12 protein-coding genes are annotated in these 13852 nt (G+C 37.2%); 1 reads left to right on the forward strand and 11 read right to left on the reverse strand.

Annotated elements, in window-relative coordinates; translation table 11 throughout:
* Positions 1-97: 97 nt before the first annotated feature.
* The 6 genes from pnpS to ACM5BR_RS09990 all read right to left on the reverse strand — a co-directional run bounded on the left by pnpS (position 98) and on the right by ACM5BR_RS09990 (position 6994).
* Positions 98-1858: a two-component system histidine kinase PnpS gene (pnpS, locus tag ACM5BR_RS09965; protein WP_416827683.1), complete on the reverse strand. Its 1761-nt coding sequence runs from the start codon at positions 1856-1858 to the stop codon at positions 98-100.
* On the reverse strand, positions 1851-2567 hold the full coding sequence (locus tag ACM5BR_RS09970) for a winged helix-turn-helix domain-containing protein (RefSeq protein ID WP_416827684.1): 717 nt from the start codon (positions 2565-2567) through the stop codon (positions 1851-1853). The genes pnpS and ACM5BR_RS09970 overlap by 8 nt, the downstream gene beginning before the upstream one ends.
* A 235-nt stretch (positions 2568-2802) precedes the next feature.
* Complete coding sequence (gene mdh / locus ACM5BR_RS09975; protein ID WP_416827685.1) at positions 2803-3741, reverse strand: malate dehydrogenase; 939 nt, start codon at positions 3739-3741, stop codon at positions 2803-2805.
* 38 nt (positions 3742-3779) lie between these two features.
* Positions 3780-5054, reverse strand: a complete 1275-nt coding sequence (gene icd / locus ACM5BR_RS09980; RefSeq protein ID WP_416827686.1) for an NADP-dependent isocitrate dehydrogenase — start codon at positions 5052-5054, stop codon at positions 3780-3782.
* 118 nt (positions 5055-5172) lie between these two features.
* On the reverse strand, positions 5173-6291 hold the full coding sequence (gene citZ / locus ACM5BR_RS09985; RefSeq protein ID WP_416827687.1) for a citrate synthase: 1119 nt from the start codon (positions 6289-6291) through the stop codon (positions 5173-5175).
* Positions 6292-6529: 238 nt separating this feature from the next.
* Positions 6530-6994: a DUF441 domain-containing protein gene (locus ACM5BR_RS09990; protein ID WP_416827688.1), complete on the reverse strand. Its 465-nt coding sequence runs from the start codon at positions 6992-6994 to the stop codon at positions 6530-6532.
* A gap of 163 nt (positions 6995-7157) precedes the next feature.
* Between ACM5BR_RS09990 and ytvI the strand changes: the two genes are divergently transcribed.
* The gene (gene ytvI, locus ACM5BR_RS09995) at positions 7158-8243 is read left to right on the forward strand and encodes a sporulation integral membrane protein YtvI (RefSeq protein WP_416827887.1); all 1086 of its coding nucleotides are present in this window, start codon (positions 7158-7160) and stop codon (positions 8241-8243) included.
* Between the two features lie 45 nt (positions 8244-8288).
* Here ytvI and ACM5BR_RS10000 read toward each other — a convergent pair whose 3' ends face one another.
* The 5 genes from ACM5BR_RS10000 to accD all read right to left on the reverse strand — a co-directional run bounded on the left by ACM5BR_RS10000 (position 8289) and on the right by accD (position 13788).
* Positions 8289-8681, reverse strand: coding sequence for an FxsA family protein (locus ACM5BR_RS10000; RefSeq protein ID WP_416827689.1), 393 nt, complete (start codon positions 8679-8681; stop codon positions 8289-8291).
* Positions 8682-8844: 163 nt separating this feature from the next.
* Positions 8845-10599, reverse strand: a complete 1755-nt coding sequence (gene pyk, locus ACM5BR_RS10005; RefSeq protein ID WP_416827690.1) for a pyruvate kinase — start codon at positions 10597-10599, stop codon at positions 8845-8847.
* Positions 10600-10667: 68 nt separating this feature from the next.
* Positions 10668-11627 (reverse strand): 6-phosphofructokinase, encoded by a 960-nt coding sequence (gene pfkA, locus ACM5BR_RS10010; RefSeq protein WP_416827691.1) that lies wholly within the window; start codon positions 11625-11627, stop codon positions 10668-10670.
* 329 nt (positions 11628-11956) lie between these two features.
* Positions 11957-12931 carry an acetyl-CoA carboxylase carboxyl transferase subunit alpha gene (accA, locus tag ACM5BR_RS10015; RefSeq protein WP_416827692.1) on the reverse strand — a complete coding sequence of 325 codons (975 nt, stop codon included), beginning with the start codon at positions 12929-12931 and terminating at the stop codon, positions 11957-11959.
* A complete protein-coding gene (accD, locus tag ACM5BR_RS10020; RefSeq protein WP_416827693.1) occupies positions 12919-13788 on the reverse strand; it encodes an acetyl-CoA carboxylase, carboxyltransferase subunit beta in 870 nt (289 codons plus the stop codon). Before accD ends, accA begins: the two co-directional genes overlap by 13 nt.
* Positions 13789-13852: the final 64 nt, after the last annotated feature.

The raw sequence follows: 13852 nt of genomic DNA on the forward strand, positions 1-13852 counted from the left end.
TTAATACATTAACAGTTCATTATTAAAATATAGTGAATCCATTGTTAATATAATGTAAAAAAACAAGAGATCTTATTACTCATAAATAACAACAATATCACTTTGCATGTTTACGAAGTCTAACTGTGAAAGTAGTACCTATTCCAAGTTCACTTTGAACTGTAATGTAACCATGATGAGCCTCAACTAAATGTTTTACAATAGATAAACCGAGCCCAGTCCCGCCCGTATTTCTGCTTCTAGCCTTATCTACACGATAGAAGCGTTCGAAAATACGAGGTATTTCATCTTTATTAATACCGACTCCTGTATCAGAAACCATAACAGAAATCCATTTACTTTCATTAACAACGGATACTCCTACCTTTCCACCAGATGGTGTATAGGAGATTGCATTGTTTATTAAATTAATAAAAATCTGTTTTAATCGATGTGGATCACCTGGAACAATAATATGCTCGTCTGCTTGTATATGTAGAGAAATAGATTTCCCTTCTGCCTTCGCCTGCAAAATAACACCAATCTCTTCCAATAGCTGTTTAATATCCACTGTAGCCATATTCAGCTTAAAACCTTGTTGCTCGATCTTAGATAGATCTAGCAAATCTTCGATTAAGCTTTGCATTCGATCGCTTTCCTTCAAAATAATAGAAAGGAAATACTCTCGTAGTTTTTCGTCCTCCATTGCCCCATCAAGTAACGTTTCTGAAAATCCTTTAATAGAGGTAATAGGAGTTTTTAACTCATGAGATACATTTGCTAAGAAATCCTTTCGCATCTGCTCTAATTTTTTTAGCTCAGTAATATCATGAAATACAAGAACGATTCCTTTCCATTCATGATTCGTGCTAATAATAGGAGCACCATACACTTCAAAATGCTTTCTCTCTATTTGAAGCGGCAGTTGTATTTGCTTTCTTACCTTTACCTCAGTCATAAATATTTCTTCGACTAAAGCAATGATCTCCTTATGCTCAAACGCTTCATAGTAAAGACGATTTAAAAATTGTTCATTTGTAACGTGAAAAATTTCTTTATAAGATCGGTTAACTAAGCTGATATAGCCATGACTATCGATTAATATCATGCCGCTGCCCATATTTTCAATGAGCGTATGTAGTCTGTCCTGCTGCATTTCTTGTGCTGATGTCATTTCCTGAAGGTTACGGGCAAGAATATTAATTGCTTGACTTAGCATACCTGTTTCATCGGCTTGATTGCCATAGGCTCTTGCTTTATAGTTTCCCTTCGCTAGCTCAATTGCCACCTTTGTTACCGTTTCAATTGGCTTTGTATATTGAGCCGTAATTTTAATACCTAAAAATACGATCACACCAAATGCAATGATAAAATTAGAAATTAATAGTCCCCATATTTTTTTATGAATATCTGCTAATGCACTAAAGGAGAAATCCACAATCAAGTAAGCATGATCATCGTGCTTATCTGATAATAATAATCCGTAATAATACAGTTGTGAATCTCCGCTCTTTCCTTCCACAACATCAGTACGTTTATCCAGTTTTGTGATGATGTCTGTTATAGCAGCATTCGATTCAATTTCACTCGTTCGCCCCTTTGTGTCATACATCACCTTTCCTTGCTCATCCAATAAGCTGATACTTACCTGTAAATTCGTTTCGATTCGCTTAAATGTTTCTGGATATGTCAGTGAATACCGAATTCCTTCCCATTCCACAACAGAAGCTACATACCTCAGCTCATTTTCCATTCGTTTATTAAAATTATCCATATAGAACCCTTTAAATAGCTGTCCCAGTAATAGTCCTAATCCAACTAGTACAGTAACAATTAAAGAGATTAAGGCAAAAAGCAGCCTCGATCGAAACTTATTCATCCGTTTTAGGCTCCTCTAGCTTGTAACCTAATCCTCGAATTGTTTTAATGTAAACGGGTTTTTTTGTATTTTTTTCGATTTTATCCCTAAGATGACTTATGTGTACATCTACGATACGTGTATCGCCTGCAAAGTCATAATTCCATACTGCACTGAGCAATTGATCTCTTGTCAAAACACGTCCCTTGTGCTTCGCTAAGTACACAAGAAGCTCAAATTCTTTCGGAGTTAACTCAAGTTTCTCATCTAGAAAAAATGCCTCATAATATTCCGGTAATATTTTCAAGTCTGCAATAATGATATGTCCTGTTTCTTTCTCTTCTTGTACAGGCTCTTCCTGTATTTTTGTACGACGTAAAATAGCTTTTACTCTAGCCACAACTTCTCTCGGACTAAATGGCTTCGTCATATAGTCATCAGCACCAAGCTCAAGTCCAAGAACTTTATCGAATTCATCATCTTTAGCAGTAAGCATTAAGATGGGAGTCATAACTCGCTGTAGACGTAATTCCTTACATACCTCCATGCCATCCATCTTCGGCAGCATTAAATCTAGTATAATTAAATCTGGACGTTCCTCTGTCGCCTTTAGCAATCCAGTTTCTCCGTCCATGGCGGTTATGACCTCAAAACCTGCCTGTTGCAGATTAAATTCAATTAAAGTTAAAATAAATTCTTCGTCATCCACCACTAATATTCGGTTACTCATTCTATTCCTCCATACGATAAAGTAAAACCGAGCTTCATCCATATCATATTTTATTATATTATCATTTTCATCATACTAAATAATACTATCTTGCTCAAGTCAACTCGCCTGATGAAACGGCATTTCTCTTGAGAATTCGACATCTAAAAGCCAAAAAAAAAGATTCGGGAAAAATCCCGAATCTTTTCAAATAGAGAAAGTTAAAAAATAATCTGCAGCTTTTTCATTTCTAACCTTATGAAAGAACTTTCATTACGTTGCGAACAGATTCAACAGATTTATTTAAAGCAGCTTTTTCTTCATCAAGAAGTTCAAGTTCAACTACTTTTTCAATTCCGTTTCCACCAAGGACAACAGGAACACCTAAGTATAGATCACTGTATCCATATTCGCCTTCTAAGTATGCAATAGCTGGAAGCACACGACGTTGATCCTTAAGAACTGCTTCAGCCATTTCAACTAAAGCTGCTGCTGGTGCATAATAAGCTGAACCGTTACCTAGAAGATTAACGATTTCGCCGCCACCCTTACGAGTACGTTCTACGATAGCATCTAGACGTTCTTTAGCAATAAGGTTTTCCAAAGGAATTCCGCCAGCATATGAATAACGTACTAGAGGTACCATATCATCTCCGTGTCCGCCTAATACGAACCCTGTAACATCTTTCACTGAAAGATTAAGTTCTTGTGCTACGAATGTACGGAAACGAGCAGTATCAAGAACACCAGATTGACCAATTACGCGCTCTTTTGGAAATCCTGATTCTTTAAATACAGTGTAAGTCATTGCATCAACTGGATTTGTTAATACGATGATTACAGTATTTGGGGAATTTTTCACAATTTCCTTCGTTACTGATTTCATAATTTTAGAGTTTGTAGCAACAAGATCGTCACGGCTCATACCTGGTTTACGGGCGATACCTGCAGTAATAATAACTACATCAGAATCAGCAGTGTCTGCATAATCAGATGTACCGATAATGTTTGCATCAAATCCTTGTACAGGACTTGCTTCTAACATATCTAGTGCTTTACCCTTTGTAGGGTTTTCCATTTGTGGAATATCAACTAGCACTACGTCACCGAGTTCTTTTTGAGCTGCTAAAAATGCTGCTGTCGCTCCAGTAAATCCTGCACCGACTACAGAAATTTTCTTACGTTTGATTGTCATGATCATTCCCCCTGATTTTACAATGCATTCGCAAAAAATTATTTACCTAAATTCTTAATTAGTTCATCTGCAAATTCAGAACATTTAACTTCCGTTGCACCGTCCATTAAACGAGCAAAGTCATATGTTACAACTTTAGAAGCAATTGTGTTTTCTACAGATGTAGTAATAAGATTAGCTGCTTCATTCCATCCTAAATGTTCAAGCAAAAGAACGCCAGAAAGAAGAACAGATGAAGGGTTTACTTTATCCATTCCAGCATATTTTGGAGCAGTACCATGAGTTGCTTCGAAAATAGCATGTCCTGTTACATAGTTAATATTAGCTCCAGGAGCGATACCAATACCGCCTACTTGTGCAGCCAATGCATCAGAAATATAGTCACCATTTAAGTTCATTGTAGCAACTACATCAAACTCACGTGGACGAGTTAAAATTTGTTGTAAAAAGATATCTGCAATAGAATCTTTCACGATGATTTTGCCAGCAGCTTCTGCTTGTGCCATCGCTTTGTTTGCAGCTTCTTTTCCTTCTTTTTCTACGATGCGGTCATATTCAGCCCATGTGAATACTTTGTCGCCGAATTCTTGTTCTGCAACTTCATATCCCCATTTCTTGAAAGCACCTTCTGTAAACTTCATGATATTACCTTTATGAACCAAAGTTACTGATTTACGGTTTTCTTTGATTGCATAATTGATTGCAGAACGAACAAGACGTTTTGTTCCTTCTTCAGAAACTGGTTTGATACCGATACCAGATGTTTCTGGGAAGCGAATCTTTTTAACGCCCATTTCGTTTTGTAAGAAGTTTAGAACTTTTTGTACTTCTGCACTACCTTGTTCCCATTCAATTCCGGCATAAATATCTTCTGTATTTTCACGGAAAATAACCATGTCAACATCTTCTGGACGCTTTACTGGAGAAGGAACTCCGTCAAAGTAACGAACAGGGCGTAAACAAACATATAAATCAAGTTGTTGACGCAATGCCACATTTAGAGAACGAATACCTCCGCCAATTGGTGTTGTAAGCGGTCCTTTGATGGCAATTAAGTATTCATTAATAGCATCTAGTGTTTCTTGTGGAAGCCATTCACCTGTTTTGTTAAATGCCTTCTCACCAGCATATACTTCTTTCCATTCAATTTTCTTTTCGCCGTTGTATGCCTTTTCTACAGCTGCATCTAAAACACGAGATGCTGCAGCCCAAATATCAGGACCAATTCCGTCGCCTTCAATAAAAGGAATAACTGGGTTATTTGGTACATTCAAGGTGCCGTTAGTAACTGTAATTTTTTCTCCAGTAGTCAATTCCATTACCCCCATTTAAAATATGTATGAAACAAAAGAAAGCCCCTAAGTCTCCTTAGAGACTTTCTTTTGATCAACTGCAATTCATGATGTTTTTTGTAAATTTACTGTGCAAATATTAGATTCTATCTTCAACAGGAACATACTTTTGGTTTGTTGGACCCGTGTATTCTGCACGTGGACGGATCAAACGGTTGTTTGCATATTGTTCTAAAATATGAGCTAACCAACCAGAAGTACGGCTTACTGCGAAAATTGGTGTAAATAAATCATGTTCGATTCCTAAACAATGATACACGGATGCAGAATAAAAATCTACATTTGGTGGTAAACCTTTTGAAGATGTAACGATGTCTTGGATCTTCACACTCATGTCATACCACTTTGTATCTCCAGTCAATTGACCTAATTGCTTGGACATTTCTTTTAAATGCTTAGCACGAGGATCACCTTTGCGATATACGCGGTGACCGAATCCCATGATTTTCACTTTGTTATTTAATTTATTTGTAATATATGGTTCTACATTTTCTACGCTTCCGATTTCAGCTAACATCTTCATAACTTGTTCGTTAGCCCCACCGTGAAGTGGTCCTTTTAATGCTCCAATTGCTGCTGTAATACCTGAATACACATCAGAAAGAGTAGCAACACATACACGAGCAGTAAATGTAGATGCATTTAATTCATGGTCAGCATGAAGTACAAGCGCTTTATTGAAAGCTTCGATTTCAATATCTTTTGGAAGTCTGTCATTCAGCATGTATAAGAAATTTGCTGCAAAGCTAAGATCAGCATTTGGTGCTACTGGTTCTAATCCTTTGCGAATTCTTGCATATGCTGCAACTAGAGTAGCGATTTTAGCCTGCAATTTAACCGCTTTCAAATAATTTGATTTTTCATCCATAGCTTCTGCATTCTCATCATACAATGCGAGCATAGAAACAGCTGTACGTAGAACAGTCATTGGATGAGCATGATCTAAATTAGTAGATTTTAAATATGCTAATATTTCTGCTGGCACTTCTGCAAATTCTCTAAGTTGTGCTGTTAATTCTTCTAACTCTGCTCTGTTTGGAAGTTTACGATGCCATAATAAATAAACAACTTCTTCAAATGAAGCGTTTTCAGCTAAATCGTCAATTCCATAACCAACGTATGTTAATGTATCATCAATAATTGAACTAATTGATGATGTTGTTGCAACTACCCCTTCAAGGCCTTTCGTACTTGTCATAACTATCTCTCCTTTTTCTCATAATTCTCCCAGCCGTCAGGAAGTGCCTCGAGAAAAACAACAAAACATAAAACAAAGGTCGAAAAAGGTATTATTTTATGTGGCTGTTACTTTTCTACCAACAATATGCATTCCTAGTTAATGGCAGTTGAGCACCTCTCTGATTTCTATTATAAACAATTATCTGATATTTGGAAACGAAAAGAATTCGTTTCCAATATAAAATGTCAAAAAACGTCTATTTTATCATCTCAACTAGCTGCATAACTGCATAAGCAATACCTGCTCCAATAAGCGGCCCAACCGCAACTCCATTGAATAAAGCCACTGACAAAATAGTACCGAATACGAGAGCCGTCGTAATTTGAGGATCCTGTGCAAGAAGATGTACGCCGCCCTTTGCTAATAGTGCCACTAAAATCCCTGAAGCAAGAGCAATCCAAGCATAATACGATTTCACTGCATCCATAAGCTGCTTAAATCCAATTTCACCCGTTGCAATTGGGACGAGCACTGCAATTGTTATAATCGTAACCCCTAAATTAATTCCTTTTTGCTGTAAATAAGGAAATATTTTTTCTCCAAGAAACGTCCATTTTAAAATAAATAATATAATAACAGCAAATGTTAGCGATTGATTTTTTGCAATTAATCCTATAGCTAATAAAATTAGTAGAAATAAACTAGATTGACTTATATTCATATTATCACCCTTTTTTATAGTCCTATTTTACGTGTACCTTTCATTCCCTTTCCTTGCCATGGTAAAATGTATGAGTAGTTCTTTTGGGCTACATACATATAAAAGTACATAACAATCGTATTGTTTTGAAAGGAGAATTTTTTTGAACAAAACATACATTTACATGGGGTTACGCGCCTTATTAGTGCTTGCTATAGCTTACGTAGGAATTTATCTTTTTCTATACGTTTCGGGACTCGTATATCCATTTATCATAGCGCTTATCATAGCCTATATGATAAATCCAATTGTAAATTTCCTAGACAGGAAGATGCGATTTCCTAGATCACTTGCAGTATTTGTAACCCTCATTCTTGTATTCGGTGCCATCATCGGATTAGTGTTTCTTCTCGTAACGGAAGGAATTGCTGCAGCGAATTATTTGCTTGTTATATTACCTGAGAAGTTCCCGCAATTTCTATCGTATTTGCAAGATATACTCGTACACAATATCATGCCTCTCTACAATGATCTATCAATGAAATTTAGTCGGCTTGGAGCATCACAGCAGCAAACGATTACAACAAATATCCAAACCCTGAGCACTTCGCTATCGCAAAATGTGAAAGATATTTTGACTGCCATTTTAGCAGGGCTGACAAACTTTTTAAGCGCACTTCCATCAATAGCTACCGTACTTATATTTAGCCTTTTGGCAACGTTTTTTATTTCTAATGATTGGCACCGAATTGGAAATGTATGTAAAAAAATAATTCCTCAAAAGGTACACGGATATGGAATTACGATTTTTAAAGATCTTCAAAAAGCTTTATTTGGTTATTTGAAAGCGCAGTTTACCCTTATCTCTATGACGACTCTTATTGTTTTAATCGGATATTTAATCTTACGTGTTCCGTACGCAATCACGGTTGCTTTAGTTACTGGTATTGTCGATTTACTTCCCTATCTTGGAACAGGTACGATATTTGTTCCTTGGATTTTGTATTCATGGTTTACAGGTGACACATCCTTTGCGCTAGGGCTTCTCGTATTATTTATCGTTGTTATCGTACAACGACAACTAATTGAACCGAAGATCCTTTCTTCTAATATAGGAATGGATCCACTCGCTACACTAGTTGCTCTATTTGTTGGATTTAAATTATTTGGTTTTCTCGGTTTAATTATCGGTCCTGTAACGCTTGTATTGATAACAACACTTTATAAAGCGAACGTCTTTCATGATATTTGGACTTTTATAAAAGGATAAAAATCCTCAATAATAAACACCGTCTTTTTCAATATAAGACGGTGTTTATTGTTTCCAAATAATCGTTGTATTTCCTCTTATTTTTCTTTGTATCCACTTCATAATTGCAAATTTGATTCGTTTTCTTGTTATAGGCCATAACAAGAGAAATCCTAGCACATCTGTAATATAACCAGGCGTCATGAGAAAAATTCCTCCGAAAAAGATACAAATTCCATCCATAATGGAATCTGCTGGAGCTATACCCTGACGTATTTGCTCATTCGCTTTACGTACAACAGCTATACCTTGTTTCTTCGCTAAATACGCGCCAATTACCCCTGTTGCAATCATTATTAAAAAGGTAGGCAGGACACCAATCCACTTACTAGAAGCTACAAGTAACGTTACTTCAAGAGCAGGAATCACAATAAATAGAAATACGAGAATTTTTATCATCCGTCTCCTCCATACACCATAATTCGAATTAAGCGAAACCTTCCCTCTCATAAATAGCTAAAAAAGAGAATTTGAACTACTATAACACAAATACATAAGCAATGCGATTATTATAGTAAAAAAAAAGAAGAAGGAGTTAATCTCCTTCTCCTAATTTTTTATCTTACAATACTGCATGACCGTTGTAAATAATTCCGCGTGCTGCGTCTACTGTTACTTCTTGTCCATCTTGTAGAAGAGATGTAGCATTTTGAACACCTACAACAACTGGAATTCCGATGGATACGCCCACGACTGCTGCATGGCTCGTTAATCCGCCTTCTTCAATTACTAATGCAGAAGCTAATTGAATTGCTTCCATCATATCTTTGTCTGTTGCAACGGTAACAAGCACATCGCCTTCGGACATTTTTGCTAAAGCTTCAGCAGCATTTTTTGCTGTTACCACTTTACCTGTTGCAGATTTACGACCGATTCCTTGACCATTTGCTACTTGTTCACCAACTACATGGATTTTCATTAAGTTTGTCGTACCTGTTTCCGCAACTGGTACACCTGCTGTAATGACAACTGTATCTCCAAAATTAATGATACCTGCATCCATTCCTGTATCAATAGCTGTTTCTAACAATTCATCTGTTGAATGTACAGCACCTTTTGCTAAATATGCTTGTACACCCCATACAAGTGCCAAACGGCGGCAAATCATTTCGTTAAATGTTACAGCTATAATTGGAGATTTTGGACGATACTTCGAAATCATTTTTGCTGTATAACCACTTTCTGTAGGTGTTACAATCGCTGCTACATCTAAAGCAACTGCTGTATGAGCCACAGATTGGCTAATTGCATCTGTAATTGTAGGTTGTGCTTCTCTAATACGTTTGCGGAACAAATCTTCATATTGTAGAGATTGTTCTACACGAGTTGCAATAGAAGCCATCATCTTTACAGCTTCAACTGGGTATGATCCAGCAGCAGTTTCTCCAGAAAGCATGATTGCATCTGTTCCGTCAAAAATAGCATTCGCAACATCACTAGCTTCTGCACGTGTTGGACGTGGGTTACGTTGCATAGAATCTAACATTTGTGTTGCAGTGATAACTGGTTTTCCAAGCATGTTACATTTTTTGATTAAACGTTTTTGTACAAGAGGTACTTCTTCAGGTGGAATTTCAACACCCATATCACCGCGAGCTACCATTAAACCATCAGAAACTTCTAAAATCGAATCAATATTATCGATACCCTCTTGGTTTTCAATCTTCGGTATAACTTGGATATATTGTGCATTATGTTTTTCAAGTAATTCACGAATTTCTAGGATATCAGAAGCCTTACGTACGAACGAAGCCGCAATAAAATCAATACCTTGTCCAATACCGAAAGTAATATCATTAACGTCTTTTTCGGTAATACCAGGAAGCTTAATGCTAACATTTGGTACGTTAACACCCTTTTTATTTTTAACAATACCGCTATTTAATACTTTTGTACGAATATCGCCATTTGCTTTTTCTAAAACCTCTAATTCAATCAGACCATCATCGATTAATATACGTGAACCAGTGTCTACATCATCATAAAGACCTGCATATGTTACTGAAAATTTTTCTGCAGTGCCTAATACTTGTTGGGTAGAGATAATAACTTCTGCACCCGTTTTAAGCTCAGCCATTCCATTTTCGAAGTCATGTGTACGGATTTCTGGTCCTTTCGTATCTAACAAAATAGCAACCGTTTTTCCTGTACGCTTTGCAGCTTCACGAATACTTACGATACGTGCAGCATGCTCTTCGTGACTTCCGTGAGAAAAGTTTAGGCGTGCTACGTTCATACCAGACTGTATTAAATCTACTAATTTTTCAATACTTTCACTTGCTGGGCCTATTGTACAAACTATTTTTGTTTTACGCATAAAATACCTCCGGTTTTATTTTGGAAACGTTCCCAGTGTTTAGACAACCTTATTGTAAAAGCTTGCAATTAGATCGATAATTCTGTAGACAATTGATACACATTTAAATCTAATTGGTGCTTATGAGATAATGCTTCAATAATATCTTCGTCAACGATCTGGTTGTTATGAATACCAACGCATCGTCCGCCTTTTCCTTCGAGAAGAAGTTCGACAGCTCTAGCCCCAAGACGGCTAGCTAAAACACGGTCAAACGCACTAGGAGAACCTCCACGTTGAACGTGACCTAATACCGTTACACGTGTATCAAATTGAGTTGCCTCTTCAATCTTTTTACCGATATCAATGGCACTTCCTGCACCCTCTGCAACTACAATAATACTGTGCTTCTTACCACGTTCTGTTCCTCGTTTCAGACGCGCAATGACTTCATCCATATCATAATCTGCCTCAGGAATAAGAATGGTTTCTGCACCATCTGCAAGGCCTGCCCATAGCGCAATATCTCCTGCATGGCGCCCCATTACTTCAACCACATATGTACGTTCATGAGAAGTAGCTGTATCACGAATTTTATCAATAGCGTCAATAACTGTATTTAATGCTGTATCAAAACCAATTGTAAAGTCTGTTCCTGGTATATCATTATCAATCGTTCCTGGAACACCTATACATGGAAAACCATGCTCGGTTAATTTCTTTGCACCTTGATAAGAGCCATCTCCACCAATAACAACAAGTGCTTCAATACCAAATTTTTTCAATTGTTCAATTCCTTGCAATTGTCCTTCCAACGTTTTAAATTCAGGACATCTTGCTGTATATAACTTCGTTCCACCACGATGAATAATATCGCCGACAGATCCTAATTCTAGCTTTTCAATATGACCAGAAATTAAACCCGCATAACCGTGATAAATACCGTACACTTCCAAATCATGGTATATGCCTTTTCGAACAACCGCACGAATTGCAGCATTCATACCAGGTGAATCTCCACCACTTGTTAAAACTCCTATTCGTTTCATCTGTACTCACCTCTAAAGAATATTCATCTTCTCGTGAACTGCAGTTTCTTTTTCTACGCTATTATCTGCAGTAGCGTTCATGATAAAGACGTTTGTCCTGTATCATTTTACATTACAGTTGACCGTTGTGCAATCGATGTCGCATTCGTTTTCGAAACCGATCAGACACCCTGTCACACAGATACATTACATGAAAAATTGAAAAAAAACAATGTAGATAATGTGTCATTTCACAAAGACAAAATTGACTTGTACAACTACAATTTGCACACATGCATTAAAAATTATGTCCATTATCCTACTAAAAAAACGTGCAAAAAATGCACGTTTTAGCCGTTTACTGTAGTATTTTCTAAAAATGAAATTTTACCCATTTTCATAAATTTATTATAACGTTGTTCTATGATTTGTTCTTTTGTCATTCCTTTAAGGCTGTCTAAGGATGCTGCAATCACTTGATCTACATATTGTGCCTGCTGCTTTGCATCACGGTGAGCACCGCCAGGCACTTCCGTAATGATTTCATCAATTATATCGAGCTGTTTCAATTGCGGAGCAGTAATGCCCATAGCTTCTGCCGCTTCTTTCGCTTTTCCTGCATCCTTCCAAAGGATAGCTGCTGCCCCTTCAGGAGAGATCACCGAGTAGGTTGCGTTTTCAAGCATGTGAACATAATTTCCAACGCCTAAGCCTAGCGCACCACCACTACCTCCTTCTCCGATTACGATACAGATGATTGGCACGGACAATCCTGCCATTTCAAATAAATTACGTGCAATGGCTTCACTCTGTCCCCGTTCTTCGGCAGCTTTCCCAGGATATGCCCCTTTTGTATCAATAAAACAAATAATCGGACGACGGAATTTCTCAGCTTGCTTCATAAGCCTCAATGCTTTTCGATAACCTTCAGGATGAGGCATTCCAAAATTACGACGAATATTTTCTTTCGTATCTTTCCCGCGTTGGTGACCTATCACCGTAACAGGAATTCCTTGATATTTTGCAATTCCACCGACAATTGCCTCATCATCTCCGTATAGACGATCCCCATGACATTCAATAAAATCGGTGAAAATTGTTGTTATATAATCTAATGTTGTTGGACGTTGTGGATGACGTGCAATTTGTACACGATCCCACACCTTTAGATTGCTATAAATTTCTTTTTCTAAGTTTTCTAGTTTTTCTTCTAAAATGTGAATCTCATCCGTGAAGTCTATACTGCTATTCTTGGTATATTCCTTTAATTCGGTGATTTTACCTCGCAGCTCTACAATCGGTTTTTCAAATTCTAGTTCTGCCATAGCGCTGTCTCCTCCCGTTGATGAAGCTCTATAATTACTTGTAAAGTTTCCTTTAGCTTCGAACGATCAATAACAGCATCCAATTGGCCGTGTTCCAGTAGAAATTCTGCGGTTTGGAAATTATCCGGCAATTCCTCGCGGACGGTTTGTTCAATAACTCTTCTGCCAGCAAATCCAATGAGTGCGCCTGGTTCAGCAAAATTATAGTCACCAAGTGAAGCAAAGCTTGCAGAAACTCCTCCAGTTGTTGGATGTGTCATAATAGAAATAAAAAGTCCGCCTTCTTCACTAAATCGCTTTAATGCAACGCTCGTTTTTGCCATTTGCATAAGGCTAAGCACACCTTCTTGCATACGCGCACCACCAGATGCTGTAAAAATGAGAAATGGTACTTTTAATTCCCTTGCTTTCTCAACAGCTCTAGCAATTTTTTCTCCTACTACAGAGCCCATGCTCCCCATACGGAAACGTGAATCCATAACAGCTATGACTACAAGCATATTATCGATCGTGCCCTCTCCCGTTACAATTGCTTCATTCAAATCTGTTTTCTGACGATCCGCTTCAAGTTTTTTCTCATAGCCTGGAAAGTGAAGAGGATTTACTGATATCATTTCTTCATCATAAGGGAGAAATGTATGTTCATCTAGTAAGCTTTCAATTCGTTCGTAAGCAGTCATTGGATGATGATAGCCACAATTTACGCAAACCTTCAAATTTTTGCGAAGTTCCTTCGAATACATAATTTTTTTACAGCTTGGACATTTTATCATCACGCCATTAGGTACATCTTTTCGAAGTTGTTCTGAAGGAATTGCAGCATATTTCTTTTTCTTTGAGAATAAATCTCTTAGCATGTAGACCCTCCTTTGTGCTTAGCAAAGAACACAGAGATAACTATGTAAACGAAAAAGTTTAGCA

Origin of the sequence: Ectobacillus polymachus, assembly GCF_048159605.1 — a bacterium.
Lineage (GTDB): Bacteria > Bacillota > Bacilli > Bacillales > Bacillaceae_G > Ectobacillus > Ectobacillus polymachus.

What these genes read in the sequence shown, in the direction of transcription:
- pnpS (WP_416827683.1), bottom strand. Translation starts at nt 1,858, where the DNA reads ATGAATAAGTTTCGATCGAGGCTGCTTTTTGCCTTAATCTCTTTAATT.
- ACM5BR_RS09970 (WP_416827684.1), bottom strand. Translation starts at nt 2,567, where the DNA reads ATGAGTAACCGAATATTAGTGGTGGATGACGAAGAATTTATTTTAACT.
- mdh (WP_416827685.1), bottom strand. Translation starts at nt 3,741, where the DNA reads ATGACAATCAAACGTAAGAAAATTTCTGTAGTCGGTGCAGGATTTACT.
- citZ (WP_416827687.1), bottom strand. Translation starts at nt 6,291, where the DNA reads ATGACAAGTACGAAAGGCCTTGAAGGGGTAGTTGCAACAACATCATCA.
- ACM5BR_RS09990 (WP_416827688.1), bottom strand. Translation starts at nt 6,994, where the DNA reads ATGAATATAAGTCAATCTAGTTTATTTCTACTAATTTTATTAGCTATA.
- ytvI (WP_416827887.1), top strand. Translation starts at nt 7,158, where the DNA reads ATGGGGTTACGCGCCTTATTAGTGCTTGCTATAGCTTACGTAGGAATT.
- ACM5BR_RS10000 (WP_416827689.1), bottom strand. Translation starts at nt 8,681, where the DNA reads ATGATAAAAATTCTCGTATTTCTATTTATTGTGATTCCTGCTCTTGAA.
- pyk (WP_416827690.1), bottom strand. Translation starts at nt 10,599, where the DNA reads ATGCGTAAAACAAAAATAGTTTGTACAATAGGCCCAGCAAGTGAAAGT.
- pfkA (WP_416827691.1), bottom strand. Translation starts at nt 11,627, where the DNA reads ATGAAACGAATAGGAGTTTTAACAAGTGGTGGAGATTCACCTGGTATG.
- accA (WP_416827692.1), bottom strand. Translation starts at nt 12,931, where the DNA reads ATGGCAGAACTAGAATTTGAAAAACCGATTGTAGAGCTGCGAGGTAAA.
- accD (WP_416827693.1), bottom strand. Translation starts at nt 13,788, where the DNA reads ATGCTAAGAGATTTATTCTCAAAGAAAAAGAAATATGCTGCAATTCCT.